General features: G+C 64.4%; 21 protein-coding genes and 1 pseudogene. 9 read left to right on the top strand and 13 right to left on the bottom strand.

What is annotated here, in order from left to right; translation table 11 throughout:
• The first annotated feature begins 63 nt into the window (after nt 1–63).
• Nucleotides 64–1257 (top strand): CaiB/BaiF CoA transferase family protein, encoded by a 1194-nt coding sequence (locus ACVIW0_RS11855; protein WP_461352490.1) that lies wholly within the window; start codon nt 64–66, stop codon nt 1255–1257.
• Between the two features lie 85 nt (nt 1258–1342).
• Here the strand turns inward: ACVIW0_RS11855 and ACVIW0_RS11850 are convergent, their stop codons facing one another.
• From ACVIW0_RS11850 to ACVIW0_RS11810, 9 genes and pseudogenes are all read right to left on the bottom strand, one after another.
• Nucleotides 1343–2854 (bottom strand): tripartite tricarboxylate transporter permease, encoded by a 1512-nt coding sequence (locus ACVIW0_RS11850; protein ID WP_461352489.1) that lies wholly within the window; start codon nt 2852–2854, stop codon nt 1343–1345.
• Between the two features lie 22 nt (nt 2855–2876).
• Nucleotides 2877–3419 carry a tripartite tricarboxylate transporter TctB family protein gene (locus ACVIW0_RS11845; RefSeq protein ID WP_461352488.1) on the bottom strand — a complete coding sequence of 181 codons (543 nt, stop codon included), beginning with the start codon at nt 3417–3419 and terminating at the stop codon, nt 2877–2879.
• 76 nt (nt 3420–3495) lie between these two features.
• The gene (mtnA, locus tag ACVIW0_RS11840) at nt 3496–4593 is read right to left on the bottom strand and encodes an S-methyl-5-thioribose-1-phosphate isomerase (protein WP_461352487.1); all 1098 of its coding nucleotides are present in this window, start codon (nt 4591–4593) and stop codon (nt 3496–3498) included.
• On the bottom strand, nt 4590–5465 hold the full coding sequence (locus ACVIW0_RS11835) for an S-methyl-5'-thioadenosine phosphorylase (RefSeq protein ID WP_461352486.1): 876 nt from the start codon (nt 5463–5465) through the stop codon (nt 4590–4592). The genes mtnA and ACVIW0_RS11835 overlap by 4 nt, the downstream gene beginning before the upstream one ends.
• A 268-nt stretch (nt 5466–5733) precedes the next feature.
• Nucleotides 5734–6720 (bottom strand): Bug family tripartite tricarboxylate transporter substrate binding protein, encoded by a 987-nt coding sequence (locus tag ACVIW0_RS11830; RefSeq protein ID WP_461352485.1) that lies wholly within the window; start codon nt 6718–6720, stop codon nt 5734–5736.
• Between the two features lie 324 nt (nt 6721–7044).
• Nucleotides 7045–7842 carry an enoyl-CoA hydratase/isomerase family protein gene (locus tag ACVIW0_RS11825; RefSeq protein WP_461352484.1) on the bottom strand — a complete coding sequence of 266 codons (798 nt, stop codon included), beginning with the start codon at nt 7840–7842 and terminating at the stop codon, nt 7045–7047.
• Nucleotides 7843–7875: 33 nt separating this feature from the next.
• Nucleotides 7876–9072: a pyridoxal-phosphate-dependent aminotransferase family protein gene (locus tag ACVIW0_RS11820; RefSeq protein WP_461352483.1), complete on the bottom strand. Its 1197-nt coding sequence runs from the start codon at nt 9070–9072 to the stop codon at nt 7876–7878.
• Nucleotides 9073–9201: 129 nt separating this feature from the next.
• Nucleotides 9202–10485 carry an MFS transporter gene (locus ACVIW0_RS11815; RefSeq protein ID WP_461352482.1) on the bottom strand — a complete coding sequence of 428 codons (1284 nt, stop codon included), beginning with the start codon at nt 10483–10485 and terminating at the stop codon, nt 9202–9204.
• A gap of 106 nt (nt 10486–10591) precedes the next feature.
• A pseudogene (locus tag ACVIW0_RS11810) lies at nt 10592–11793 on the bottom strand (pyridoxal-phosphate-dependent aminotransferase family protein).
• A 132-nt stretch (nt 11794–11925) separates the two neighbouring features.
• On the opposite strand from ACVIW0_RS11810, the gene ACVIW0_RS11805 reads away from it, so the two are divergent.
• The 3 genes from ACVIW0_RS11805 (at nt 11926) to ACVIW0_RS11795 (ending at nt 16208) form a co-directional block, all read left to right on the top strand.
• Nucleotides 11926–12678 carry a GntR family transcriptional regulator gene (locus tag ACVIW0_RS11805; protein WP_461352481.1) on the top strand — a complete coding sequence of 251 codons (753 nt, stop codon included), beginning with the start codon at nt 11926–11928 and terminating at the stop codon, nt 12676–12678.
• 136 nt (nt 12679–12814) lie between these two features.
• Complete coding sequence (locus ACVIW0_RS11800) at nt 12815–15787, top strand: FAD-binding and (Fe-S)-binding domain-containing protein (RefSeq protein ID WP_461352480.1); 2973 nt, start codon at nt 12815–12817, stop codon at nt 15785–15787.
• Nucleotides 15780–16208: a GlcG/HbpS family heme-binding protein gene (locus ACVIW0_RS11795; RefSeq protein ID WP_461352479.1), complete on the top strand. Its 429-nt coding sequence runs from the start codon at nt 15780–15782 to the stop codon at nt 16206–16208. Before ACVIW0_RS11800 ends, ACVIW0_RS11795 begins: the two co-directional genes overlap by 8 nt.
• 246 nt (nt 16209–16454) lie before the next feature.
• On the opposite strand, the gene ACVIW0_RS11790 is transcribed toward ACVIW0_RS11795, so the two are convergent.
• From ACVIW0_RS11790 to ACVIW0_RS11780, 3 genes are all read right to left on the bottom strand, one after another.
• Nucleotides 16455–17234: an enoyl-CoA hydratase/isomerase family protein gene (locus tag ACVIW0_RS11790; protein ID WP_461352478.1), complete on the bottom strand. Its 780-nt coding sequence runs from the start codon at nt 17232–17234 to the stop codon at nt 16455–16457.
• A 78-nt stretch (nt 17235–17312) separates the two neighbouring features.
• A complete protein-coding gene (locus ACVIW0_RS11785) occupies nt 17313–19412 on the bottom strand; it encodes a molybdopterin oxidoreductase family protein (protein ID WP_461352477.1) in 2100 nt (699 codons plus the stop codon).
• Between the two features lie 124 nt (nt 19413–19536).
• Nucleotides 19537–20607: an ABC transporter substrate-binding protein gene (locus ACVIW0_RS11780; RefSeq protein ID WP_461352476.1), complete on the bottom strand. Its 1071-nt coding sequence runs from the start codon at nt 20605–20607 to the stop codon at nt 19537–19539.
• 625 nt (nt 20608–21232) lie between these two features.
• Between ACVIW0_RS11780 and ACVIW0_RS11775 the strand changes: the two genes are divergently transcribed.
• The 5 genes from ACVIW0_RS11775 to ACVIW0_RS11755 all read left to right on the top strand — a co-directional run bounded on the left by ACVIW0_RS11775 (nt 21233) and on the right by ACVIW0_RS11755 (nt 26110).
• Complete coding sequence (locus ACVIW0_RS11775) at nt 21233–21928, top strand: GntR family transcriptional regulator (RefSeq protein WP_461357305.1); 696 nt, start codon at nt 21233–21235, stop codon at nt 21926–21928.
• Between the two features lie 42 nt (nt 21929–21970).
• On the top strand, nt 21971–23002 hold the full coding sequence (locus tag ACVIW0_RS11770) for a TRAP transporter substrate-binding protein (protein ID WP_461352475.1): 1032 nt from the start codon (nt 21971–21973) through the stop codon (nt 23000–23002).
• Between the two features lie 66 nt (nt 23003–23068).
• Complete coding sequence (locus tag ACVIW0_RS11765) at nt 23069–23542, top strand: TRAP transporter small permease (RefSeq protein WP_461352474.1); 474 nt, start codon at nt 23069–23071, stop codon at nt 23540–23542.
• A 31-nt stretch (nt 23543–23573) separates the two neighbouring features.
• A complete protein-coding gene (locus ACVIW0_RS11760) occupies nt 23574–24869 on the top strand; it encodes a TRAP transporter large permease (RefSeq protein WP_461352473.1) in 1296 nt (431 codons plus the stop codon).
• A 146-nt stretch (nt 24870–25015) separates the two neighbouring features.
• Nucleotides 25016–26110: an amidohydrolase family protein gene (locus ACVIW0_RS11755; protein ID WP_461352472.1), complete on the top strand. Its 1095-nt coding sequence runs from the start codon at nt 25016–25018 to the stop codon at nt 26108–26110.
• 54 nt (nt 26111–26164) lie between these two features.
• Here ACVIW0_RS11755 and ACVIW0_RS11750 read toward each other — a convergent pair whose 3' ends face one another.
• Complete coding sequence (locus ACVIW0_RS11750; protein ID WP_461352471.1) at nt 26165–26464, bottom strand: hypothetical protein; 300 nt, start codon at nt 26462–26464, stop codon at nt 26165–26167.
• Nucleotides 26465–26548 lie beyond the last annotated feature (84 nt).

Below are 26548 nucleotides of genomic sequence, written 5' to 3'. Positions count from 1 at the left end.
CAAATTGTCTATGGCAGATAAGCAATAGCCCCCACAGCGGCCCGTCAAACAAGAGGTGTCTCAATGCCCTTTCCCCGCGCATCCCAAGCCCTGTCCCGTTTCACCGTGCTGGATTTGACCCGGGTCCGATCCGGGCCGACCTGTGTGCGCCAGCTCGCCGACTGGGGTGCCAATGTCATCAAGATCGATGCGCTGCTGGAGGACGGCGGCGGCGAGCAGCCGGGCGGGCCGCGCGGCGGTTCCGATTTCCAAAACCTGCATCGCAACAAGCGAGCGATGACGCTGAACCTCAAGGACCTCAAGGGGCTCGAGGTGTTCAAGCGGCTGGCCGAGCAGGCCGACGTCATCGTCGAGAATTTCCGGCCGGACGTGAAGGGCAAGCTCGGCATCGACTATGAGAGCATCCGCAAGATCAATCCGAAGATCGTCTACGGCAGCATCTCCGGCTTCGGCCAGGACGGCCCCTATCACAAGCGCCCGGGCTTCGATCAGATCGCGCAGGGCATGGGCGGCCTGATGTCGGTGACCGGCGCGCCCGGCCAAGGCCCGATGCGCGTCGGCATTCCCGTTGCCGACCTCACCGCGGGCCTGTTCTGCGCGCTCGGCATCCTCACCGCGCTGCTGGAACGTGACGTCTCCGGCGAAGGCCAGTGGGTGCAGACCTCGCTGCTGCAGGCGCAGATCTTCATGCTGGATTTCCAGGCGGCGCGCTGGCTGATGGAGAAGGAAGTCGCCAAGCAGGCCGGCAACAACCATCCGACCTCGATCCCGACCGGCGTGTTCAAGACCTCCGACGGCTACATCAACATCGCCACCACAGGGGGGCGGATCTGGGAGCGCTGCGCCCAGGCGATCGGCGCGCCCGACCTGATCACCGACCCCGACTACGCGACCGCGCCGGCGCGCTCGAAGAACCGCGACGCGCTCAATGCGCGGATCAACGCGCTGACCGAGAAGAAGTCGACCGAGACCTGGGTGCAGGAGCTCAATGCCGCCGGCGTGCCGTGCGGGCCGATCTACTCGATCGACCAGATGTTCGAGGACGCCCAGGTCAAGCATCTCGGCATGGCCCAGCACGTGCCGAACGACGAGAACCGTCACATCCAGCTGGTCAGCCAGCCGGTGACGCTGTCGCGGACGCCGAGCAAGATGGTGGCGCGTCCGCCTGAGTTTGGCGAGCAGACCGAGGAGGTGCTGGCCGAGTTCGGCTTCGGCAGCGACGAGATCGCCGAGCTGCGCCAGCGCAAGGTCGTCTAGTCTAGAGCTCGGAGCGCCAGATTCGTGTCTTCGCGTTTTCTTCACGCGAACCGGTGTCCACTTCGCTCGAAAACGCTCTGGAACCTTACGCCTTTGCCGGCCGCAGCAGACGCGCGGCGCCGGCAAAGGCCCGGTCGATCACCGGCCAGAACAGCAGCACGATCGCCAGGGTCGTGATGCTGCCGACGAGGCCGTTCGACCAGAACACCTTCATGTCGCCGCCGGAGCCGATCATCGAGAGCCGGAACGCGTCCTCGGCGCGGCTGCCGAGCACCAGCGCGAGCGTGAACGGCGCGAGCGGGATGCCGATCTTCTTGAAGACATAGCCGACGACGCCGAAACCCAGCATCAGCCAGATGTCGAACATCGCATTCTGGATCGCATAGGCGCCGATCGCGCAGGATACCACGATCATCGGCGCGACGGCCGCGAACGGCACGCGCAAGATCGAGGCGAAGATCGGCACGGTGGTCAGCACCAGCACGAGGCCGACGACATTGCCGAGATACATGGAGGCGATCAGGCCCCAGACGAAATCCTTGTGCTCGACGAACAGCAGCGGGCCTGGGTTGAGGCCCCAGACCATCAGGCCGCCGAGCAGGATTGCAGCGGTGCCGGAGCCTGGAATGCCGAGCGCGAGCATCGGCAGCAGCGCGGAGGTGCCCGAGGCGTGGGCGGCGGTCTCCGGCGCGAACACGCCTTCGATGCGGCCCTTGCCGAAGCTTTCCTGATCCTTGGAAAAGCGTTTTGCCAGATTGTAGCCCATGAACGAGGCCGCGATCGCGCCGCCCGGTGTAATGCCGAGCCAGCAACCGATCACCGACGAGCGCAGCAGCGTCACCCAGTATTTCGGCAGGTCCTTCCACACCGAAAGTACGACGCGAAGGGAAATGCCGGCGGCATGTCCGCGGAGCGCCAGGCGCTCCTCCATCGTCAGCAGGATCTCGCTGATGCCGAACAGGCCGATCACGGCGACGAGGAAGTTGATGCCGCGCAACAGCTCGGCCGAGCCGAAGGTCATGCGCAGCTGACCGGACACCGTATCCATGCCAACACCGGCGAGCAAAAGCCCAAGCGACATCGAGATGACGGTCTTGTGCTTGGCTTCGCGGCCGAGGCCGACGAACGAGCAGAAGGTCAGCAGATAGACCGCGAAGAATTCCGGCGGGCCGAACTTCAGCGCGAATGACGAGATCATCGGCGCTAGGAAGGTAATCAGCAGCACCGCGACCAGCGAACCGATGAACGACGAGGTGAACGCCGCGGTCAGCGCTTCGGCGGCCCGGCCTTGCTGCGCCATCGGATAGCCGTCGAAGGTGGTCGCGACCGACCAGGCTTCACCGGGGATGTTGAACAGGATCGAGGTGATGGCGCCGCCGAACAGCGCGCCCCAGTAGATGCAGGACAGCATCACGATCGCCGATGTCGGGTCCATCGTGAAGGTCAGCGGCAGCAGGATCGCGACTCCGTTCGGACCGCCAAGGCCGGGCAGCACGCCGACGAAGATGCCGAGCACGAGGCCGACCATCATCAACAGCAGCGTCTTCCACGTCAAAAGGACGGCGAAACCGTGCAGCAGGAGTCCGAAAGCTTCCATGTCCCGAGATCCTGTCGATCGCTCAGTGGCCGAAGGCCGCTTCGAGCGGCCCCTTCGGCATGATGACGTCGAATGCGATGTCGAAGGTCACGAACATCGCGGCGGTGAAGATGAAGGCGGTCAGCAGCGACTTCCACAGCGCGATCTTGCCGACCAGGCGCATGAAGCCCGCGATCAGGAGAAAGCTCGCGACATAGAGGCCGAGATATTGGGTCGCGATGCAAAACAGGAATGTCGGCACGAACACCGCCATCACCCGGCGGAGCTGGGCGCGGGTGACGAAGGTCTCGGCGGCTTCCCGGCGCGAGAGAAAGGCAGTACCCAGACCATAGAGGCTGGCGGCGCCGAGGATCACCGAGAGATAGAACGGAAAATAGCCCGGCTGCGGGCCGGTCGAGTCCCACGAGGCGCCGGTGCGCCAATTGTCCCAGCCGAGCACCAATGCCAGCGCAAGCAACAGCAGCGAGACGACGACGTCGACGACGCCGGTGGAGACGACGGCAGGGGAATTCTCTTCAGGCGCGGTCGGATCGTCGACGACGATCTCAAGTTCGGTGTTGGACATGGACTGGACGGTCTGGATTGCGAGGGCAACGATGGGGATAGCGCGCAGATGCAACCACCGTCAATGCAGCCTTCAGCTAACTGGATCGTTCGGGAAACGCGCTCGCAAGTGCAGCACGATTCGCGCCGAGCACACCGCGCTCGGTGATCAATCCCGACACCAGCCGCGCCGGCGTCACATCGAAGCCGAAATTGGCGACGCCAGAGCCGTCCGGCACCACGCGCACGGTCTCGATCCGTCCATCCGCCGTCCGCCCGGTAAGGTGCGTCACCTCGCTGGCCGCACGCTGCTCGATTGGAATCTGCCTGATGCCGTCATCGATACTAAAGTCGATGGTCGGCGACGGCAGCGCGACATAGAACGGCACGCCATTGTCGTGCGCCGCGAGCGCTTTCAGATAGGTGCCGATCTTGTTGCAGACGTCGCCATTGGCGGCGACGCGGTCGGTGCCGACGATCGCGAGGTCGACCATGCGATGCTGCATCAGATGGCCGCCGGTGTTGTCGGGGATCACGGTGTGCGGCACGCCGTGGTGGCCGAGCTCCCACGCGGTGAGCGAGGCGCCCTGATTGCGCGGCCGCGTCTCGTCGACCCAGACATGGACCTGGATACCGCGATCATGCGCCTGGTAGATTGGTGACGTCGCCGTTCCCCAATCGACGGTTGCAAGCCAGCCGGCATTGCAATGCGTCAGCACGTTCACCGGCTCGCCGGGCTTCTTGGTCGCGGCGATTCTTTCGATCAGGCCGAGGCCATGGCGGCCGATCTCGCGGTTGATCTCGACATCCTCATCGGCGATTGCGCGGGCGCGGGCATAGGCCGCATCCGCCCGCGCCGACGCCGCGAGCGGGGCGAGCGCGCGCTGCATCTCGTCAACAGCCCATTTCAGATTGATCGCGGTCGGCCGGGTCGCAGCCAGCATCTTGCCGGCGCGGCCGAGCGCGGCATCGGAGGCATCGGCGCGCATCGCCAGTGCCATACCAAAGGCCGCGGTCGCGCCGATCAGCGGCGCGCCGCGGACCAGCATCGAACTGATCGCCTCGCCGGCCTCCTCCACGGTCGTGATCTTTGCGACGATGAACTCATGCGGCAGCCGGCGCTGATCGATCGCACCGACGGACCAGCCGTCGGGCTCGAGCCAGATGCTGCGGAAATGGCGCCCGTCAACTTTCATGCGCGCAATACCCTTCCGGCGACGGCATCGAGTTTGGCAAGCAATTGCGGATCGCGGGCCGCAGGCGCCGTGATCAGCGCGGTGTCCAGCGCGCGATCCGAGCCGATTGGACAGGGCTCATGCTCGCGCGGGAAATCCCGCGCCAGCCGCGCCACCAGCGCCTTGGCCTTCTCGGCGTTCGAATTCAGCACGCGGATGATGTCCTGCACGGTCACCGCATCATGCGCCGGATGCCAGCAGTCGAAATCGGTGACCATCGCCACGCTGACGTAGCAGATCTCGGCCTCGCGGGCGAGCTTGGCTTCCGGCATGTTGGTCATGCCGATTACCGAATAGCCCTGCGCCTTGTAGGTCAGGCTTTCGGCAAGCGAGGAGAATTGCGGCCCTTCCATGCACAGATACGTGCCGCCGCGCGCAAAGCCGATACGCTCGGCCTCGGCGGCAGCCGCGAGATGTTTCGCCAGCAACGGCGACACCGGATGCGCCATCGAGACATGCGCGACGCAGCCCCTGCCGAAGAACGAGCTCTCGCGCTTGTGGGTGCGATCGACGAACTGGTCGACCAGCACGAAAGTGCCGGGCGGCAGCTCTTCCTTGAACGAGCCGCAGGCGGACAGCGCGATGAGATCGGTGACCCCCGCCCGCTTCAGCACGTCGATATTGGCGCGATAATTGATGTCGGACGGCGACAGCGCATGTCCCGGGCCATGCCGCGGCAGGAACACAATCGGCAATCCGGCGATCTCGCCACGGCGCAGCGACGCCGAAGGTTCGCCCCACGGGCTCGCGATCGCCTCGTCGCGGACATTTTCCAGGCCCGGCAAATCGTAGATGCCGGATCCGCCGATGATTCCGAGAACGGCTTTGGTCATGATCGCTCCTCACGTTCCGGCAACGGCGCCATATCGCGTCGCAATATCGATGGCGCCGCCGCGCGATGCAAGGCGATTTCGGACCGAAGGTAAAGCAAGCGCCGGTTGGTCCGGACCATGTGTCGTCAGCCATTTGATTGTGCCTCCGCCATTCCGGGGCACGCGAAGCGTGAACCCGGAATCTCGAGATTCCCCGATGCGCAATTGCGCATCTGAGGTTCGATGCTTCGCATCACCCCGGAATGACGGAAGGTTCGTGGCCGCAACCTTATTTCGCGACAAAACCCGCTGCGTTCATCAGCGCGGCATTCTGCTTGTCGTCATCCTCGAGGAACTCGACCATGTCCTTGCCGGTGAGGAAGATCGGCTTCAGCGCCTGCTTCTCCATGTAGTCTTTGTATTCAGCCGTCTGCGTCACCTTCTGGAACAGGTCGACATAGAACGCCTGCTGCTCCTGCGTGACCTTGCCCGGCAGGAACATCGCGCGCAGCATCAGATATTGCACGTCGAGCCCCTCTTCCTTGCAGGTCGGGATATCGTTCCAGGATTGCGTGTCGGTGACCTTGGTCCTGTAGGAAATCCGCTCCTTGTCGAACACGCAGAGCGCGCGGACCTGGCCGGCGCGCCAGACTTCGAGGTTCTCGCTAGGATTGTTGACGTTGGACTCGGTGTGGCCGCCGACCAGCTGGGTCGCTGCCTCGCCGCCTGACTTGTACGGCAGGTAGGAGAATTTCGCGCCGGTCTTCTGCTCCATGAACACGGTCAGCACGTGGTCCTCGCGCTTGGAGCCGGTACCGCCCATCTTGAACGGCGCGCTCGCCGCCTTGGCGGCATCGATGAACTCCTTCACGGTCTTCGGACCCGCGGTGTTATCCCACAGCACGAACTGGTCGAGCGCGATCACCGACACCGGCGTCAGATCGCGCCAGTTGAACGGAATCTTGGCCGACAGCGGCAGCATGTAGATCAGCGAATAGGCGATCAGCACCTTGTTGGGATCGCCCTCGCTGGACTTCATGTACATCAGCGCTTCCGCGCCCGACGCGCCGCCCTTCAGCGACACCACCATCGGCTGCTTCATCAGATTGTTCTTCTGGATCGCCGCCTGCATCATCCGCGCCATCTGGTCGGAGGCGCCACCGGCGCCGGCCGCCACCACGATCTCGACCGGCTTGCTCGGCTCCCAGCCGGCAAACGCCGGCGTGCTCAGCAAGAGGGCCGCGATTGCAGCCGTGGCTTTTACAATCTGTCCCACGTGTTTCTTCCCTATCTATCTGTTCGGCTTTGCAAAACCTGCGAAGCGGAAGCTCGCATCATTGTGCCGAGAATGAGGCTGAGTTCAAGCCGCCGAACTGCCGCACGGCGTATGACTTTGGAATGAGGTGGGGGTGTCGTCGAGAGAGGCAGCGATGGAGATGGTTCTCAATTCCGCAGCACGTCATCGGTGTCATCACCCGCGCATGCGGGTGATCCAGTATTCCAGAGGCAGTAGTGCTTGAGCCGAGAGGCCGGAGCGTACTGGATCGCCCGGTCGAGCCGGGCGATGACAGATGTGGATGTGGACGCAGCGCAGCCGCTACTACTTGCCCTTGAAGTTCGGCGCGCGCTTGTTGAGGAAGGCGTCCATGCCCTCGCGGAAATCCTCGCTCATATAGGCGCGCAGGATCAGGTCTTCGCCTTCCTCGCGCGACAGCGTGCGGCGGATGCGGCGCACTGCTTCCTTGGTCACCTCCAGCGTGATCGGCGCATGGCCGGCGACGAGCTTCGCAGTCTCGTCGGCGCGGCGCTGCAAGGTCTCGACATCGGGGACGACCTCGTTCAACAGCCCGAGCGCCAACGCTTCCGGCGCCTCGACCAGCCGCGCCTTGAAGATCAGGTCCTTGGTCCGGGCCGGGCCGATCAGCGACACCAGCCGCGAGATGTTGGACATCGACAGGCAGTTGCCGAGCGTGCGCGCGATTGGGAAGCCGATCCGCGTCGCCTCGGTGCCGATGCGGATGTCGCAGCAGGCGGCGATGCCGGCGCCGCCGCCGGTGCAGGCGCCGGCGATTGCCGCGATCACGGGCACGCGGCACTGTTCGAGCGTTCCCAGCACGCGGTCGATCCGCGCCTCGTAGTCCAGCGCGTCCTGCGCGGTCTTGAACGCCCGGAACTGGGAGATGTCGGTACCCGAGGCGAACGCCTTGTCGCCGGCACCGGTCATGATCAACGCCTTGATGGTGTGATCCTGATTGATGCTCTCGCAGATCGAGGCCATCTGCTCGTACATCGCAAAGGTCAGCGCGTTGCGGGCCTGCGGCCGGTTGAACGTGATGCGCGCGATTCCGTCCTCGACGGAGTAGACCAGGTCTTCGGTCGATGCCACGGGCGCGTTCATGTCTCGCTCCTTCTGTTCGTTACGATTTGATGTTCAAGCAACGGCTTTCGATGCCGGCGCGGCGTCGCGGCCCTTCAGGACCTCCATCGCCGCCAGCACGCCGCCGCCGCGATGCGGCACCTTGGCCAGATCAAGCCCCATCTCGACGCCGGACAGCGTGCCCATCAGCATCAGATCGTTGAAGTGACCGATATGGCCGATCCGGAACACCTTGCCCTTGACCTTGTTGAGGCCGGTGCCGAGCGACATGTCGAAATTATCCAGCACGACCTTGCGGAAGTGGTCGGCGTCGTGGCCGTCAGGCACGCGCACCGCGGTCAGCGCCGGCGAATGCGCGCCCTGCTCCTGGCACTGCGTTTCCAGGCCCCAGACCCTGATCGCGGCGCGGGTCGCTTCGCTGTGGCGCTTGTGGCGGGCGAACACGTTCTCCAGCCCCTCCTCCTCCAGCATCTTGACGGCCTCGCGCAAGCCGAACAGCAGGTTGGTGGCGGGGGTGTACGGCCAGGTGCCGGCCTTGTTGATGTTGATGACTTCCTGCCAGTCCCAGTACGAGCGCATGCCCGGATTCGCCTTGGCCACCGCCAGCGCCTTCTCCGATACCGCGTTGAAGCCGAGGCCGGGCGGCAGCATCAGCCCCTTCTGCGAGCCGGCGATCGAGACATCGATGCCCCAGGCGTCGTGCTCATATTCCAGCGAACCCAGGCCGGAGATGGTGTCGACCATCAGGAGCGCCGGATGCTTCAGCGTGTCGAGGATCTTGCGGACGTTAAGCGGATAGGTGACGCAGGCGGTCGAGGTCTCATTGTGGACCACGCAGACCGCTTTGATCTTGTGCGCCTTGTCGGCGGCGAGCCTGGCCTCGATCTGCTCGAGGTCGGCGCCGTGGCGCCAGTCGCCCGCAATGAAGTCGACGTCGAGCTTGAACTTGTCGGCAATGCCATGCCACAGCACCGCGAACTGCCCGGTCTCGCACATCAACACCTTGTCGCCGGGCTGCAGCGTGTTGACGATCGCGGCTTCCCAGGCGCCGGTCCCGGACGAGGGATAGATGATCACCGGCTGTTTGGTGCGGAACACCCGTTGCATCGCCGAAATCACGGCAAAACCGATCTCGGCGAATTCGGCGCCGCGATGGTCCATGGTCGGCATATCCATGGCCCGCAACACCCGGTCCGGCACGTTGGTCGGTCCCGGAATCTGCAGAAAATGCCTTCCAGTATGCACGGTCATGAGCGTCTTTCCCGGTCTTGCCTTGGTCTTGGTAAGCCGCTCGCATATCACTATTCGCACGCTTTGTCCTAGGCCCGGCGGGAGGCCGTCATGCATATCTGGCAGCGCTCCACCCGGGCCGGCAGCCCCTCATTCGGCCGCCACAACCTTGCCCGGCACCACCAGTTCGCCGGTCTCCTCGAATGGCCGCTCGGGGTGCATCAGGAACGCCGAGAAGCCGCCAAGCAGCAACAGGCCCATCGACATCAGGAACGGCAGGTACCAGTTGCCGGTGGCGTCGATCACGAAGCCGGCAACCAGCGGCGAGACGATGGCCGCGAAGGCCGAGCCGGTGTTCATGAGCCCCGCGGCGGTGCCGGAATATTTCGGTGCGATGTCCATTGGGATCGACCACATCGGGCCGATCACGAGCTCGGCGCAGAAGAAGCCGGCCGACAGGCAGAGCGCGACCACCGTGATGTCGTGAACGAACAGGATCGGCATCAGCGACAGCAGCGCGCCGGCGAATCCCACGATGGTCACGCTGAGCCGCGCCAGCCGCACATTGCCTGATCGTTCGAGGATGCGGTCGGAGATGACGCCGCCGATGCTGTCGCCGATCACCCCGGCGAAGAACACGCCGGATGCGAACAGCGCCGAGTTCTTCAGATCGAGGCTGTAGTTGTTCTTGAAGAACAGCGGCAGCCAGTTGAGGTAGAGCCACAGGCACCAGCCGTAGCAGAAATAAGTCAAGGTCACCGGCCACATCCGCTGCAGCAGCGGTCCCCACGGCACTTTCGGCCGCTCTCCTTTTGGCCGCGGCGGCAATGCCGCGAGCTCGGCTGCGGTGATCGCGCCATGCTCCCGCGGCTCGTTGCGGAAGTACCAGACCCACACGATGCCCCAGATCAGACTGACGATGCCGAGCGCGACGAACGCGCCGCGCCAGGTCAGCCAGAGGATCAGGAGCGCGACCACCGGCGGGGTGATGGCATTGCCGAGCCGCGCGAACGAATGCGTCAGCCCTTGCGCGAAGCCGCGCCGGTTGGCCGGCGTCCAGTACTGCATGGCGCGCGTCGCGGTCGGGAACGTCGCGCCTTCGCCGAACCCGAGCGCAAAGCGCGCAACGAACAGCGCCGCAAGACCATGGACGAAGCCGGTCATGATAGTTGCGGCCGCCCAGATCATGCCGCACCAGAACAGGGTCTGGCGCGGCCCGAAACGATCGCCCACCCAGCCGCCGATCACCTGGAACAGCAGATACGGGTAGGCGAAGGCCGAGAACACCAGGCCGAGTTGGGTGTTGGAGAGACCCAGCTCCTTCTGGATGTCGCCGGCCGCGGTGCCGATATTCACCCGGTCCACATAGGTGATGAAATACATCACGCAGAGCATGGCCAACACGACATGGGTGGCCTTGAACCGAAGCTTCATATCCCCTCCCCTCCGCGACTTCTTTGACCTTGTCGACGCTGGCTGTCCAAGCATGATCCGGAAAAGTGCGAAGCGGTTTTCCGAAGAGATCATGCTCAAGCAAGAGCTAGGTGCCGACCACCTTCAGATGCGACGCGTTGCGCTGATCGCGCTGCTCGAGAATCTTCATCGCGGCCTCAACGCCGCCCGCGCGGTGCGGGACGCCGGCGATCGACAATCCCATCTCGACCCCGGTGAGCGCGCCAAGCAAGGTCAGCTCGTTGCACTCGCCGAGGTGACCGATGCGGAACACCTTGCCGGCGACCTTCGACAGGCCGGCACCGAGCGACATGTTGAAATTGTCGAGCACGACCTTGCGATACTGATCGGCATCATGGCCGGGCGGCATCATGACCGCGGTCAGCACCGGCGAAAACTCCGAAGGCTCCTGGCACAGCACTTCGAGCCCCCATTGGTTGACGGCAGCCCGCGTCGCGGCGGCAAGCCGCTGATGGCGGGCGAACACCTTGTCGAGCCCCTCTTCGAGCAGCATCGCGATGGCTTCGCGCAGCCCGTAAAGCAGGTTCGTCGCCGGCGTGTAGGGGAAGAAGCCCTTGGCGTTCGGCTTCAGCATTTCCTCCCAGTCGAAATAGGAGCGCGGCATCTTGTTGCTGCGCGACGCGGCGCGGGCCTTGTCCGAGATCGCGTTGAAGCCGAGGCCGGGCGGCAGCATGAAACCCTTCTGGGAGCAGCTGACGCTGACGTCGACCTTCCACTCGTCGTGCCGGTAATCGACCGAGCCCAGCGAGGAGATGGTGTCGACCATCAGCAGCGCCGGATGCGCGGTGCGGTCGATGGCGGCACGGATATCGGCGATCCGGCTGGTCGCGCCGGTCGAGGTCTCGTTATGGACCACCATCACCGCCTTGATGCTGTGCGCGGTGTCATCAGCGAGCCTGGCCTCGATCTGGGCGCGGGGTCGGCGCCGCGGCGCCAATCGCCGGGGACGAAGTCGACCTCGATGCCGAAGCGACCGGCCATCTGCCGCCACAGCGTGGCGAAGTGGCCGGTCTCGACCATCAACACCTTGTCGCCAGGCGACAGCGTGTTGACGATCGCGGCTTCCCAGGCGCCTGTCCCCGACGACGGGAAGATCACCACCGGGCCTTTGGTCTGGAAGATCCTGGCGCTGCCCTCCAGCACCGTCCGGCCGAGCTCACCGAATTCGGCACTGCGGTGGTCGATGACCGGCATGTCCATCGCGCGAAGAATGCGATCCGGGACCGGGCTCGGCCCTGGAATCTGCAGAAAATGGCGCCCTTGATGCATGAGATCCTCCTGATCGCCGGATTTCGACCCTTCGCGATGTCTTTTTGCATTCATTTTTTGTCTTTTCAATCCAATTTTGGTATTCGATTGCGGAGATCGACGCGACCGCGCCGGCAAATTATTGTTCAGAATATGAAATCCGCGATTCCCGAGACCGGGGTTCCGATCACCCCGCCCGCCGCCGGCAATGGCAGCGACCGCCAGGAGGCCTCACTGCATGGCGAGGTGCTGCTGCGGCTCCGCGACTATGTGGTGGAAGGCAACATCCCCGAGGGCGCCCGCGTTCCCGAACGGCAGCTCTGCGAAATGCTCGGGATCTCGAGGACGCCGCTGCGCGAGGCGCTCAAGGTGCTGGCCGCCGAAGGCCTGATCGAACTGCTGCCCAATCGCGGCGCGCGGGTGCGCCAGCTCAGCCAGCGCGACCTCGAGGAACTGTTCGACGTGATGGCGGGGCTTGAGAGCCTGGCCGGACGGCTAGCCTGCGAGCTGATTACCGACGAGGAAATCGCTGCGATCGAGCGGCTGCACTACGAGATGTACGGCCACTATCTGCATCGCGACATGCACGGCTATTTCCAGATCAACCAGCAGATCCACGAGAGCATCGTCGCCGCCGCGCGCAACGAGACGCTGAAGACGACCTACGCCAATTTCGCAGGCCGGATCCGTCGCGTGCGCTATTCCGCCAATTTCGCCCGCAAGCGGCAGCGCTGGGGCGAGGCGATGCGCGAGCACGAGGCGATCCTCGACGCGCTGCGCCGCCGCGCGGCAAGCGAGCTCAGCGACATCCTGTTCCAGCACCTGCGCAACAAGCGGTCCGCTGCGATCGATCACCTCGCCGAAGGGCAGGACGCCGGCCTGGAAACGACGCCCCAGGGCGACTAAGCGGCGTGTCCGGAGGAGTGCGACGAGATCGCGATCCTTGCCCATTATGAATTCATAATATAATTCTCACGTCGAGAGAATGCATAATCCATGAGCAGGCACGACCGCCACGCCCGTGGATCACATCGGATCTGGGATGAAGAACGCCTCCTCGCTCGAACAGCGCCTGCGCTCCGAACTGACCGGCGACGTTTTCTTCGACGCCTTCAACCGCGGCCGCTACGCGACCGACGCCTCGTTCTACCAGATCATGCCGGCTGGCGTGGTGGTGCCCCGCACCGTCGACGAGGCGCTGCGGACGCTGTCGATCGTCCGCGACGCCGGGCGGATCGTGACCCCGCGCGGCGGCGGCACCTCGCAATGCGGCCAGACGGTCAATGACGGCATCGTGGTCGATCTCTCCAAGCACCTGAACCGGATCGTCTCGCTCGACGTCGAGGCTCGCACCTGCGTGGTCGAGCCCGGCATCGTGCTCGACGACCTCAACCGCCAGCTCAAAAAGCACGGGCTGTGGTTTCCGGTCGACGTCTCCACAGCGTCGCGCGCCACGATCGGCGGCATGGCCGGCAACAATTCCTGCGGTGGCCGCTCGCTGCGCTACGGCACGATGCGCGACAACACGCTGTCGATGGATGCCGCGCTCGCCGACGGCACGCTGCTGCATTTCGGCGAGGTGCCGCGCGACCTGACGCGGATCAATGCATCCGACAGCGGATTGAAGCTGTTTCGCGAGATGCTCGATCTCGGCGAGCGCGAGGCCGCCGAAATTGCGGACAAATTCCCCAAGGTGCAGCGCCGCGTCGGCGGCTATAACCTCGACGCGCTGGTGCCCCGCAACGCGCCGAACAACATGGCGCATCTGTTGGTCGGCTCCGAAGGCACCCTCGCCTTCACCACCCAGGTCGAGCTGAAGCTGTGGCCCGTGATCCGCAACAAGGCGCTCGGCGTCTGCCATTTCGGCAGCTTCTACGAGGCGATGGATGCAGCCCAGCATCTGGTCAAGCTGCGGCCCATTGCAGTCGAGCTGGTCGATCGCACCATGATCGCGCTGGGGCGCGAGATCGCGATGTTCCAGCCGATCATCTCGGCGGCCGTGCGCGGCGATCCCGACGCCATCCTGGTGGTCGAGTTCGCGGAAGAGGACCAGGCCGACAATGTGGCCCGGCTCAAGCAACTCGGCGCGCTGATGGGTGACCTTGGCTTCGGCTGGGACAAGCCGCAACGCAAATGGGGCGGCGTGGTCGAGATCGTCGAGCCCGCGCTGCAGACGGGTATTGCCGACTTCCGCGCCGCCGGCCTCAACGTCATGATGTCGATGAAACAGGAAGGCAAGCCGGTCTCCTTCGTCGAGGATTGCGCGGTGCCGCTGCCGCATCTTGCCGATTACACCGAGCGGCTCAATGCCGTGTTCGCCAAACACGGCACTCGCGGCACGATGTATGCGCACGCCTCCGAGGGTTGCCTGCATGTGCGTCCGGTGCTCAATCTCAAGCTCGAGAAGGACGTCAAGGCAATGCGCGCCATTGCCGAGGAAGCCTTCGCGATGGTGCGCGAGTACAAGGGTTCGCATTCCGGCGAGCACGGCGACGGCCTGGTGCGCTCGGAATTCCACGAGACCATGTTCGGCGAGCGCATCGTCGCCGATTTCCGCGAGGTCAAGCAGCGCTTCGATCCCGGCAATACGCTCAATCCCGGCAAGATCGTCGATCCACCGAAAATGGACGATCGCTCGCTGTTTCGCTTTGCGCCGGACTATCGCGTCGGCGAATTGAAGACGGTGCTCGACTGGTCGGCCTATCCCGGCGCCGGCGGCGGCTTCCAGGGCGCCGTCGAGATGTGCAACAACAACGGCGCCTGCCGGAAGCTCGAAGGCGGCGTGATGTGCCCGTCCTATCGTGCGACCCACAATGAGAAGGACGTCACCCGCGGCCGCGCCAATACGCTGCGGCTCGCGATCTCCGGCCAGCTCGGGCCCGATGCGCTCGCCTCCGACGAGATGATGGAGACGCTGAAACTCTGCGTCTCCTGCAAGGCGTGCCGCCACGAATGTCCGACCGGCGTCGACATGGCCAAGATGAAGATCGAGGTGCTGGCGGCGCGTGCCGCGACGCACGGCCTGTCGCTGCGCGACCGGCTGGTCGGCTATCTGCCGCGCTATGTCGATCTCGCCTCGCGCTTCGCGCCGGTCGCGAACTGGCGCAACCGTAGCCCGCTGTTGCGCGGCCTGTTCGAGAAGCTCGCCGGCATCAGCGCCAAGCGTGCGCTGCCCGAATTTCGCCGCGACACCTTCCGGCCCGACACCGAGGTGCTCGGCCCGCCGGATGGCCGCGAAGTGGTGCTGTTCGCCGATACGTTCAACCGCGGCTATGAGCGGGAGAATCTCGACGCCGCGGTCGAGGTGCTGGTGGCCGGCGGCTATCGCGTGCATCTGCCCAAACCATCGGAGAGCGCGCGGCCGCCGTGCTGCGGCCGCACCTTCCTGTCCGCCGGATTGGTCGAGCAGGCCCGCGCCGAGCTCGACCGGCTGGTTGCGACCTACGCGCCATTCGCGGCGCGCGGCGTGCCGATCGTTGGCCTGGAGCCGAGCTGCCTTTTGACGCTGCGCGACGAGCTGCTGTCGCTGCGATCGGATGACGCCGTGAAGAGCGTCAGCGCGCACGCGCTGCTGTTCGAGGAGTTTCTGGTGCGCGAAGCGGAAGCCGGACGACTGGCCTTGCCGCTCGGCGCCGTTGCCGGCAAGGCCGTCGTGCACGGTCATTGCCATCAAAAATCCTTCGGCGCGTTCAAGCCGGTGGAGAAGGTGCTGCGGCTGGTGCCGGGGCTCGAGGTCAAGACCATTGAATCAAGCTGCTGCGGCATGGCCGGCGCGTTCGGCTATGGCGCCGATACCTACCAGGCCTCCATCGAGATGGCCGAGCTGTCGCTGCTCCCCGCGGTTCGAGCTACCGACCAGGACACGCTGATCGTGGCCGACGGCACTTCCTGCCGGCATCAGATCAAGGACGGCAGCGGGCGCACGCCGCTGCATGTCGCCAGCGTATTGGCGATGAGCCTGAAACGTGCGACATCCAGTTCAGATCAATCGATAAAGGAACAGGCCCATGGCTGAGCTCACTCTCGACACCGCCCGCAAGATTCTGGACGCCGCCCTCGCCAAGGGCATCGAGAAGAAGCTGAAGCCGCTGGTCGTCACCATCCTCGACGCCCGCGGCGCGGTGAAGGTGACCGCGGCGCAGGACGGCACCAGCCTGATGCGGGCCGAGATCGCCCATGGCAAGGCCTATGGCGCGCTGGCGCTCGGCATGGGATCGCGGGCGCTGTTCCAGCGCGCGCAGGAGCAGGCCTATTTCATCGATTCCGTGAACACGCTGGCGCAGGGCCGGCTGGTGCCGGTCCCCGGCGGCGTGCTGATCATGGACGGCACCACCCTGCTCGGCGCCGTCGGCGTCAGCGGCGACACCTCGGACAATGACGAGATCTGCGCCGTGGCCGGCATCGAAGCCGCCGGCCTGAAGGCCAACGCGGGCTAGATCGCAAATGAGATTGGGTTAAATCGGCTTGGGCGGTCTCGGTTCACCTCTCCCCGATGGGGAGAGGTGGGCCCCGCGATGCGCAATTTCGGAATAATGGAAATAGAGCACTGATTTGCCCGACGTGTCAAGTGCCTTGTCGAACGCCGGCCGCGTCGGCTCCTTTGCATGGGGTTGTTTTCCATATTTTGATAGTACGCACCTGCGCCGGCCGCCTGCGGGCGGCTGAAGCGGCGCAGCGATGCCTCACCGCCCGGTCCAGGTCGGCTTGCGCTTCTCGCCAAAAGCCTTGAGGCCTTCCTTGGCGTCCTCGGTCATCGCGAGCAGCGCGATCTGGCTTTCGGTGTAGGCGATGCTTTCGTCGAACGACATCGAGGCGATCGCCCGCATGGCGTATTTGCCGCGCCGGATCGCGGTCGGCGACTTGTCGATGATGCGGCCAATCAGCCAGTCGACCTTGGCGTCGAGCTCGGCCGCCGGCACAACGTAGTTGAGCAGGCCCGCCGCCTGGGCAGCCTTGGCGTCGAACGGCTCGCCGGTCAGCGCCCATTCGTTGATCAGGCGTGCGGGGGCGATCGACTGCAGCAGGCTCAGCACCTGCATCGGAAACACGCCGACCTTCACCTCGGGCAGGCCGAAGATCACGCCATCGGCCGCGACCGCCATGTCGGTCATGCACAATAGCCCCATGCCGCCGGCCATGCAGACGCCGCCGACCCGCGCGATCGCGGGTTTTGTGGCGCTCTGCGACAGCCGCAACAGGTCGGCGTAGTCGACATTGGGCCGCGAGAAATCCATCGAGAATGCCGCGCCGCTGTTCTGCAGATCGGCGCCGGCGCAGAACGCCTTGTCGCCCGCGCCGGTCAGCACGATGACGCGCACGTCCTTGTCGTCATGCGCCTCGCGATAACCTTTCGCGATGCCCGCGATCACGCCGGCATTGAGCGCGTTGCGCTTGTCCGGGCGGTTGATGGTGATCCAGAACGCCTGCCCGCGCTTCTCGAGAACAACGCTGCTGTCGGTCATGTTTCCTGCCTGATTTGTTGCCTGTGTGCTGCTGTCAGCCCACATTTGCGGCAGGATCGGCGCAGACTGCAAGCAGGATTATGCCGCGGCGGACGCCTTCCGGATCCAGACCTTGTTATCGTGGAACGCGGCGCCGCCCAGCGGTGCGACCGCCTCCGCGCCGGTCAGCATGTTGATGCCGCGCCCGCCGATGTGGGACTTGTTCGGATGGATCGACTCGGCAATCAGCACGCCGCGGCGCACCCCATCGAACAGCTTTGCGGTCAGCGTGGTCTCGCCGCGCATGTTGCCGAGCGTGACGGCCTCGCCGTCGGCGATCGACAGCGCGGCCGCATCTTCGGGGTGGATCATCACGGTCGGCACGCCCTCGCGGGCCTGTGACGATGGCGTTTCGTTGAAGCTGGTGTTGAGGAAGCTACGCGACGGCGACGTCGCCAGCCGGAACGGATGCTGCGCGTCCGCCTGCTCGATGATGGTCCAGTGGTCGGGCAGCGAGGGCATCTGGTCCCACGCGCCCAGCAGCCCGCCGGTTCCGACCGGCACCTTGCCCCAATCCACCTTGAAGTGGAATTTCTTGTCGGCGTGGGCGAAGCCGTCGAGATAATGCGAGGTACGGAAGTCGGGTTGCAGGTCGCGCCACAGCTCGGCCTCGAGCGTCGCGATATCGCCGTGCCCGCTCTTTTGCAGCGTCGCATCGATCAATTCGCGCGCCGTCATGTCGAAGCCGGGATGCACGGCATTGAGGCGGCGGCCGAGCCCCTGCATCACCTCGTGGTTGGAACGGCACTCGCCCGGCGGATCGATCAGCTTCGGGCCAACCGAGATGTGCTGATGGCCGCCGCCGTAATAGAGGTCGTCGTGCTCCATGAACATCGTCGCCGGCAGCACGATATCGGCCATCTGCGCCGTCTCGGTCATGAACTGCTCGTGCACCGCGACGAACAGATCCTCGCGCGCGAATCCCTGGCGCACCAGCGCCTGCTCGGGCGCTACCGTCATCGGATTGGTGTTCTGGATCAGCATCGCCTTGACCGGACCGCCGCCTTTCAGCGCTTCGGCATCGCCGGTCAGGATCCGGCCGATCTGCGACTGATCGAGCACCCGCGTCGAGGGATCGATCGCGTCGTGGCCCTCGATGATCGACTCGTCGAAGCGCCAGATTCCGGCATTGTTGAAGAACGCACCGCCACCCTCGTATTGCCAGGCACCGGTGACCGCAGGAATGCACAGCGCCGCGTGCATCTGGGCGGCTCCGTTGCGGCTGCGGGTAAAACCGTAACCAAGACGGAAGAACGAGCGCTGGGTCTGTCCGACCAGCCGCGCGAAGGCCTCGATCTCCTCGACCGGCACGCCCGAGATCGCCGAGGCCCATTCCGGCGTGCGCGTCTTCAGATGTGCTTCCAGCTCGTCGGGGCAGTCGGTGTAGCGCGCAAGGTACTCGCGATCGGCAAACCCTTCGCGGAACAGCACGTGCATCACGGCGCAGGCGAAAGCGCCGTCGGTCCCCGGCCGCAGCAGGATCTTGATGTCGGCCTGCTTCATGGTCTCGTTGTTGTAGACGTCGACCGCCGCGATCTTCGCGCCGCGCTCCTTGCGCGCGCGCGAGGCATGCGTCATCACGTTGACCTGGGTGTTCACCGGATTGGTGCCCCAGATCACGACGAGGTCGGAGACGCCCATCTCGCGCGGGTCGACGCCGGCGATCTTGCCGGTCCCGGCGGCAAAGCCGATGCGCGCGATGGTTGCGCAGATCGTGCCGTAGAAGCGCGAATACTTCTTCACATGCGACAGCCGGTTGAGGCCGTCGCGCATCACGAGCCCCATCGTGCCCGCGTAGTAATAGGGCCAGACCGATTCGGCGCCGAACTCCCGCTCGGCCGCATCGAAGCGCGCCGCAATCTCGTCCAGCGCCTCGTCCCAGGAAATCCGGGCAAACTGACCGGAGCCCTTCGGACCGGTCCGGCGCATCGGATATATCAGCCGTTCGGGATGATGAATCCGCTCGGCATAGCGTGCGACCTTGGCGCAGACCACGCCGGCCGTATAGGTCTGCTGCTTGGAGCCGCGGACTCTGCCGATCGAACGGCCCTCGATCACTTCGACGTCGAGCGCACATGCCGAGGGGCAGTCGTGCGGGCAGGTGGAATGGCGGATGTCGACCTTGGCATGCTGGTTCATGCCAAATTGGTAACATCAAATATTCCCTTCGCCGAGGGGCATTATTGACCCGGTCCGGGCGAAAGCCGGGCATGAGCCATGCGGCAGGCGCCCAGATCGGCGTGCGATCAGCCGCAACCGTCCGTCAAACGCGGAAGATGCGGGTGTAGCGCGACTTGATCGCGTCCCCTTCCCGCTCCACCGCGGCGGGATCATCCTTCATCGTCTTGATGTCCTTCAGCGGCTTGCGTCCGGCTTTCTCCGGGACCTGGGCGTGAACCGATCTGAGGCCGCCGATCTCGATGTTGAGCTGCTGCCCCTCGCGGCTGAGCGCGAAGGCCTGGAACAACCTGGCGGCATTCGGATGCGGGCAGTCCTTAAAGACCCCATTCGGGCCAACGATGAGCGGTGACCCTTCGGTGGCATAGACCGGCTCAACCGGGCGGCCCATCTCCTTCATCTGGAAGATATTGTACTCGTTGCCGTCGGCCATGACAGCGCGCTCGCCGAGATCGAGCTTCTTGGGTGGATCGGTCGAGGACTGCACCTGCATGATGTTCTGCCTGGCGAGCTGCTCGAAGAAGCTCCAGCCGAGATCGCGCTGCATCTGATAGGTCGCGGTCATGATGGTGCCGCTATAGCCGGGATGCGCCTTGACGATCTTGCCCTTCCATTTCGGATCGAGCAGATCGGCAAAGCTCTTGGGCGCATCTCCGGCCTTCACCAGATTGGTGTTGTAGGCGATGATCGACAGCCAGACCCGAAAGCTTGCGAACTGACCATCGGCATCGCGATGCTCCTCAGGATAGAATCGTGCGACCTCCTCCGGGACATAGGGCGCCAGAATGCCGTCACGCTTCCACACGATGAAGTGCGCGGCATCGGAGGAGTTGACGACGTCGACCGCGTGAATGTTGCTGGCATATTCCTGGCCGACCCGCTGGAACACGCGCTCCGCACCGGTGCGTTCGACGCGTACGGCGATATCGGGATATTTCGCTTCGAACGCCCTCGCCAGCTTCTCGGCGACCGGCAGGTCGGTCGAGGTGTAGTAGATCACCTGTCCCTCTTTCTTCGCCGCCGCGATCAGCGCCGGCGTCACCGGTTCCGCCGGTGGCGCGGCGGCCATCACACGCGTCGAGAAGGCGGCGCCTGCCAACGCGGCTCCGGTGCCCTTCAACATGTCGCGGCGCGACGGCCCAGGATGTGTCCTCATTTGTCTCCCCGCACTTGATGGCGAAGTTGGCTACACCGTCCTTCCGCCCTCATTCCGATGCGCGAGGACGGAGTCCGTCGTCGACAGACGCTTCAGGTTGCAGCTAGGCTTCTCGCCAAGAAACAAGACTAAAGTTGGGGGAAGCGATCAATGGCGGGCTGTCGGTGCGCCTTGGTGTGTCGCCGCGTTGCTGAGCGTGTCCAGGACGCAGGCTCGCGACCATGTACACCGCCGCCGTTGCAACGCAGGCGGTGGCTGCATCGCAGGCGTAACGCCTGATCGCGCCGGAGTCATCGAAGCTACGCGGCAAGGCCGGCTTTGTCTCCGACTGACTCGGCCTCGCCTTTCAGCGCTCCAGCTGCGTGAGACGCGTCGATCGGCACACAGCACGTGCGCCAAGCGACGCCAGCGTCCGCCGAGAATTCGCCGATGCCCGAGGCTGCCCCCACGGCGGTCTTGCTGGTGAGATCGAACAGCTTGCGATCGGCGGTTATGTGAACCTCCCAAGGATGCGCGTGACGCCCGTTTGCCTTCGTGGATGATTTCATATACTAATATATTAATCTCGGGAGCAGAAATGCGCGCGCGCTCGCCAAAGACACCCGCGCTCCGCAGCCCGGCCAGCCTGAAGCGGACCGGCCGTCCGCGAACCGCGACCGCCGCCGCCCGGATCTATGCCGAGCTGCGCGCCGAGCTCGTCTCGTTGCAACGCAAGCCCGGCGACCCGATCCTCGAGTCCGAGATCGCGCGTTCCTATGGCGTCAGCCGGACGCCGGTGCGGGAAGCCATCCTGCGGCTGTCGGACGAGGGCCTGGTCGAGATCTTCCCGCAATCCGGCATCTTCGTGTCGCGCATCCCGCTCGCCGCCCTGCCCGAGGCGATCATCGTCCGCAGGTCGCTGGAGGAAACCCTGACGCGGATGGCCACGGAGCGCGTCAGCGCAAGCCAGATCCTCGGCCTGCACGCGATCCTCGAGCGCCAACGCGAGGCCGACATGGCCGGAGATCGCGAGGCATTCCATCAAGCGGACGAAGCCTTTCACGCAGCTATCGCCGACGTTGCCGGACATCCCGGCATCTGGAAACTGATTCTGCAGGTCAAGGTTCACGTCGACCGCTTCCGACGCCTCACCTTGCCGCAGCGCGGGCGGATGACCGAGGTTATCGCCGAGCATGAGGCCATCATGACCGCGATCGAGGCGCGCGACGCGGTGCGCGCCGGCGCCGCGATGGTCACCCATCTCGAACGACTGCTGGCCGACATCTCCGCGACCCAGCACGACAATCCGGAATTCTTCGACCAGCGAAGCGAGCCGGCATGACCGCGGCCGGACACCGGCCAGGCAGTTTTGGGAGGAAACAACATGAACCCAGCTGATCCAGCGCAGCACCGCGGTGTCGGGCTCAACCGCCGCGACGTGATCAAGATCGCAGCCGGCCTCGGGGCGGTCGCGGCGACCCCGGTGCAGACGGCCCTCGCCCAGTCGAAGGCGGTGTTCAAGGCGTCGGACGTCCAGCCACCCGGCTACCCAACCGTGGTCGCAACGGAAAATCTCGGCAAGAAGCTCGCGGCGGCGACCAACGGCCGCCTGTCGATGCAGATGTTCCCCTCGATGCAGCTCGGCGGCGAGAAAGAGACCATCGAGCAGACCCAGATCGGCGCGGTCCAGATGCTGCGCGTCAGCGCGGGCTCGATCGGCCCCATCGTCGACGACATCAACGTAGTCAACATGCCCTTCCTATTCAAGAACATGGCGCATGCCGAGCGGATGATGGATGGCCCGATCGGCCAGGAGCTGCTGGACAGGATCACGGCGAGCCCGAACGCCGGCCTGGTCGCGCTGTGCTGGATGAACTCCGGAGCGCGCAGCCTCTACAACACCAAGCACGCGATCAAGACGACCGCCGACATCAAGGGCCTCAAGTTCCGCGTCATCGGCAATCCGATCTTCATCGACATGATGAATGCGCTCGGCGGCAACGGCGTAGCGATGGGCTACGACCAGGTGTTCAGCGCGCTGCAGACGGGCGTCATCGACGGTGCCGAGAACAATCCCCCGAGCTACGTCTTCAGCAATCATTACACCGCGGCGAAGCACTTCTCACTCACCGAACACTTGATCGTTCCGGAACTGCTGGTGTTCTCGAAGCGGGCCTGGTCCGCGCTGTCAGCCGATGACCAGGCGCTGATCAAGAGGCTTGCCCGCGAGGCGCAGATGGAAGAGCGCGGGCTCTGGAACACCTACGAGCAGCAGGCAATGGACAAGGCGAAAGCCGCCGGGTGCGAGATCGTCGAGATCGCGGACAAGGCGCCATTCCAGAACGCGGTCAAGCCGGTGTGGAACAAGTACGGCCCGAAATACCAGGACATGATCGGGCGTATCCAGTCGGCCTGATATCGCGTCACACGGGACATCGACATCTGACAGGACAAGGATATGGCCGGATCATATCGCCGCGCGATGGACTATCTGTATCTTGCCTGCGTCATCACGGGCTGTGCGGCGCTGGTGCTGATTTCAGCAGTCATCCCCTGGGGAGTGTTCACCCGCTATGTCCTGAACAGCGCAGCATCCTGGCCCGAACCGCTTGCGGTGCTGCTCACCATCGCCGTGACGTTCATCGGTGCGGCCGCCGGCTATCGGCTCAACCTGCACATGAACGTCGGATATTTCGTCGGCAAACTGCCTGACCCGCTGCGCAACCTCGCGGACCTGGTCGTTCAGCTGCTGATGGGCCTCATCGCGCTGTTCATGATCATCTGGGGCACCCGGCTCGTCGAGGTGACCTGGCATAACACGATCGCCGATTTCCCGTCGCTGTCGGTCGGCGTCCACCTATCTTCCGATCCCGATCGGCGGCGGCTGCCTGCTGCTGTTCATCGTCGAACGGATCTTCCTGGGCGCGCCGCCCGATCCGATCGGCCCGCATCGTGACGCATCGATCGACTGACCACGGGAAGCAACCATGGATATCTCCATCCTGCTCGCGACCATGTTGCTCTGCTTCCTGATCGGCATGCCGATCGCCTACTCGCTGGCGATGGCGGCCATCGTCGGCGCGCTGTGGATCGGCATTCCCCTGGAAGCGGTGATGCTGAAGATCTCCGACGGCGTCAGCAAGGTCGCGATGCTGACGATCCCGTTCTTCGTACTGGCCGGCGCGATCATGGCGGAGGGCGGCATGGCCCGGCGGCTGGTTGCGTTTGCCGACGTGCTGGTCGGGCTGACCCGGCTGCGCGGCGGCCTCTCGATCGTCAACGTGCTGGCGACGACATTCCTGAGCGGCATTTCCGGATCGGCGGTTGCCGACACATCCGCGATCGGCTCGGTGATGATCCCGCAGATGGAAAAGAACGGCTATCCGCGGGTGTTCGCGACGAATCTGACGATCACCTCGTCGGTGCAGGCGCTGCTGGTGCCGCCGAGCCACAACGCGGTGCTCTATTCGCTTGCGACGGGCGGAACGATCTCGATCAGCGCGCTGTTCATGGCCGGCATGTTCCCGGGGCTGCTGCTCGGCTTCTCGCTGATCATCCTGTGCCTTGCGGTCGCCTATCGCGAGAAGCATCCGCATGGCCAGACCGTACCGGCCAAGGATGCGATCCGGATCGCGATCGATGCGGCCTGGGGCCTCATCACCCTTGTCATCATCCTGGGCGGCATTCTCGGCGGCATCTTCACCGCGATCGAGGCGGGTGCCGTCGCCTGCATCTGGGCGTTCTTCGTCACCATGTTCATCTACCGCGACTATCGCTGGCGCGATCTGCCGGTGCTGCTCCATCGCACGCTGCGCACGGTCGCGATGGTGATGACGCTGATCGCCTGCGCCTCCAGCGTCGGCTACATCATGGCGTTGACGCAGATGCCGGCCAAGATGACCGCCTTCTTCGTGTCGATATCCGACAACAAATACGTCATCCTGCTCCTGATCAACGTGTTGCTGCTGGTGCTCGGCACGCTCGTCGACATGGCGCCGTCGATCCTGATCGCAACGCCGATCCTGCTCCCGGTCATGAAGAATTTCGGCGTCGATCCCGTCCATTTCGGCATGATCATGCTGCTCAATCTCGGCATCGGTCTCTGCCATCCGCCGGTCGGCGCGATCCTCTTTGTCGGCTGTGCGGTCGGCAAGGTCACGATCGAGCAGGTCATGCGTAAGATCTGGCCGTTCTACGCGGTGATGTTCTTTGTCTTGATGTGCGTGACCTATCTGCCGGAAATCTCGCTGTGGCTGCCGCGGCAGCTTCGAGTTCTGCACTAATTGTTCCGCCACGCTTGCGCGAAAGTCAGGACCAAGCCGGTCTGAGCAGATCAACATTGCGCGGCACGCACAGCGTGCGATCTTGCGACCGCTCGCCGGCATCCGTAGGCTCGCCACTCATAACAAAAGACAGGGAGGCGATCGTCATGACCACAAGGCGGGATTTCCTGAAGGCGGGCGCAACGGCGGCGGCAGGCATCGTGTTCTGCGGCTGTGGGCTCGCCCACAACGCGAACGCGCAGCAATCGCGCCAAAAGTTGCCGGTCAGCGTCGACGGCAAGCGCGTCAAGACCATCGACATACACTCGCATTGCCACTTCCGCGAGGCGGGCGCCCTGCTCGGCGCCGACGCCGGAAAATATCAACTGCCGCCGGTGAACGGCGCCGCCGAGGCCTTCATCGAGATCGACATGCGCCTCGCTGCAATGGACGCGCAGGCGGTCGATATGGAGGTGCTCTCGATCAATCCGTTCTGGTACGATCGCGATCGCGAACTCGCCGGCAAGATCGTGAGCATCCAGAATGAAAAGCTCGCCGAACTCTGTGCCTCGAAGCCCGACCGGTTCGCCGCCTTCGCCTCGCTGACGCTGCAAGCGCCGGACCTTGCGGTGCAGGAGCTGGAAACCGCGGTCAAGAAGCAGGGCCTGAAGGGTGCCGCGATCGGCGGTGTCGTCGACGGCGTCGAATTCTCCGATCCGAAGTTTCATCCCGTGTGGGCCAAGGCCGAGGAGCTCGGCGTCCCCCTGTTCATCCATCCGCAGGGCGTGCCCGAGCTCACCAAGCGGCTGTCAGGCAATGGCTGGCTCGGCAACACGATCGGCAATCCACTGGAGACCACGATCGCACTCTCGCACCTGATCTTCGAGGGCACGCTCGACCGCTTCCCGGGATTGAAGATCATTGCCGCGCATGGCGGCGGCTATCTCCCCTCTTATGCCGATCGCTCGGACCATCCCTGCCTGGTCGGACCTAAGGGATGCAATCCGGAGATCAAGTTGCAGAAGGCGCCGACCGAATACCTCAAGCAGATCTATTTCGATTCGCTGATCTTCACACCCGAGGCGATCCGGCATCTCGCTGCCCAGGTTGGTGCCGGCCAGATCGTGTTGGGAAGCGACTATCCCTATCCATGGCAACTGGCGCCGGTCGACCATATCTTCGCCTGCGCGTCGTTGAGCGACGACGACAAGGCCAACATTCTCGGCCGGACCGCCGCAAAGCTGCTCGGTGTTGCGGCGTGAGGATGGTATCAATCGTCGTCGTTGCGCCATGGCGCGCGACGGCGGCGTCGACGATCAGTAGGCCTTCACTGTCCGCATCTGATTGCGCGGCTGAGCGGTGGGCGCCAGCTCCGCGACGTTGGGCACCGGATCGGCGTACACGGCCTCAGCTCCCGCGAACTCCGCCTGTGCCGCATCCGATATCCATTTGACCGCCGCGGGGTGGCTGACCAGCATCCCGATCAGTGCAACGATCACCAGCACCGGCAACGCGATCAGCTTGATGCTGAAGCTTTTGTAGTTGTGTTTCGGGTCCTGCCGTCGATTGTCGAATGAGCCCTGCATGGATTCCTTCACAGTGCGGATGTGATCCACCGAGGGCTCACTTACCGCAGGGCACGCAAGACCGATGTGAATGGTTTCACAGGCTTTGTCCGGTTCACCGTTTCGTGAAATCGG

Source organism: Bradyrhizobium sp. USDA 4454 (genome assembly GCF_054822705.1).
The sequence above is the reverse complement of the archived record's forward strand: the minus strand, read 5'-3'. Positions and strand labels throughout refer to the sequence as shown.

Excerpts from the sequence above, each read along its gene's own strand:
- ACVIW0_RS11845 (WP_461352488.1), bottom strand. The coding sequence starts at position 3,419 with ATGTCCAACACCGAACTTGAGATCGTCGTCGACGATCCGACCGCGCCT.
- ACVIW0_RS11825 (WP_461352484.1), bottom strand. The coding sequence starts at position 7,842 with ATGAACGCGCCCGTGGCATCGACCGAAGACCTGGTCTACTCCGTCGAG.
- ACVIW0_RS11765 (WP_461352474.1), top strand. The coding sequence starts at position 23,069 with ATGGACTATCTGTATCTTGCCTGCGTCATCACGGGCTGTGCGGCGCTG.
- ACVIW0_RS11820 (WP_461352483.1), bottom strand. The coding sequence starts at position 9,072 with ATGACCGTGCATACTGGAAGGCATTTTCTGCAGATTCCGGGACCGACC.
- ACVIW0_RS11780 (WP_461352476.1), bottom strand. The coding sequence starts at position 20,607 with ATGAGGACACATCCTGGGCCGTCGCGCCGCGACATGTTGAAGGGCACC.
- ACVIW0_RS11815 (WP_461352482.1), bottom strand. The coding sequence starts at position 10,485 with ATGAAGCTTCGGTTCAAGGCCACCCATGTCGTGTTGGCCATGCTCTGC.
- ACVIW0_RS11850 (WP_461352489.1), bottom strand. The coding sequence starts at position 2,854 with ATGGAAGCTTTCGGACTCCTGCTGCACGGTTTCGCCGTCCTTTTGACG.
- ACVIW0_RS11805 (WP_461352481.1), top strand. The coding sequence starts at position 11,926 with ATGAAATCCGCGATTCCCGAGACCGGGGTTCCGATCACCCCGCCCGCC.
- ACVIW0_RS11800 (WP_461352480.1), top strand. The coding sequence starts at position 12,815 with ATGAAGAACGCCTCCTCGCTCGAACAGCGCCTGCGCTCCGAACTGACC.
- ACVIW0_RS11795 (WP_461352479.1), top strand. The coding sequence starts at position 15,780 with ATGGCTGAGCTCACTCTCGACACCGCCCGCAAGATTCTGGACGCCGCC.
- ACVIW0_RS11770 (WP_461352475.1), top strand. The coding sequence starts at position 21,971 with ATGAACCCAGCTGATCCAGCGCAGCACCGCGGTGTCGGGCTCAACCGC.
- ACVIW0_RS11760 (WP_461352473.1), top strand. The coding sequence starts at position 23,574 with ATGGATATCTCCATCCTGCTCGCGACCATGTTGCTCTGCTTCCTGATC.
- ACVIW0_RS11790 (WP_461352478.1), bottom strand. The coding sequence starts at position 17,234 with ATGACCGACAGCAGCGTTGTTCTCGAGAAGCGCGGGCAGGCGTTCTGG.
- ACVIW0_RS11855 (WP_461352490.1), top strand. The coding sequence starts at position 64 with ATGCCCTTTCCCCGCGCATCCCAAGCCCTGTCCCGTTTCACCGTGCTG.
- mtnA (WP_461352487.1), bottom strand. The coding sequence starts at position 4,593 with ATGAAAGTTGACGGGCGCCATTTCCGCAGCATCTGGCTCGAGCCCGAC.
- ACVIW0_RS11755 (WP_461352472.1), top strand. The coding sequence starts at position 25,016 with ATGACCACAAGGCGGGATTTCCTGAAGGCGGGCGCAACGGCGGCGGCA.
- ACVIW0_RS11835 (WP_461352486.1), bottom strand. The coding sequence starts at position 5,465 with ATGACCAAAGCCGTTCTCGGAATCATCGGCGGATCCGGCATCTACGAT.
- ACVIW0_RS11785 (WP_461352477.1), bottom strand. The coding sequence starts at position 19,412 with ATGAACCAGCATGCCAAGGTCGACATCCGCCATTCCACCTGCCCGCAC.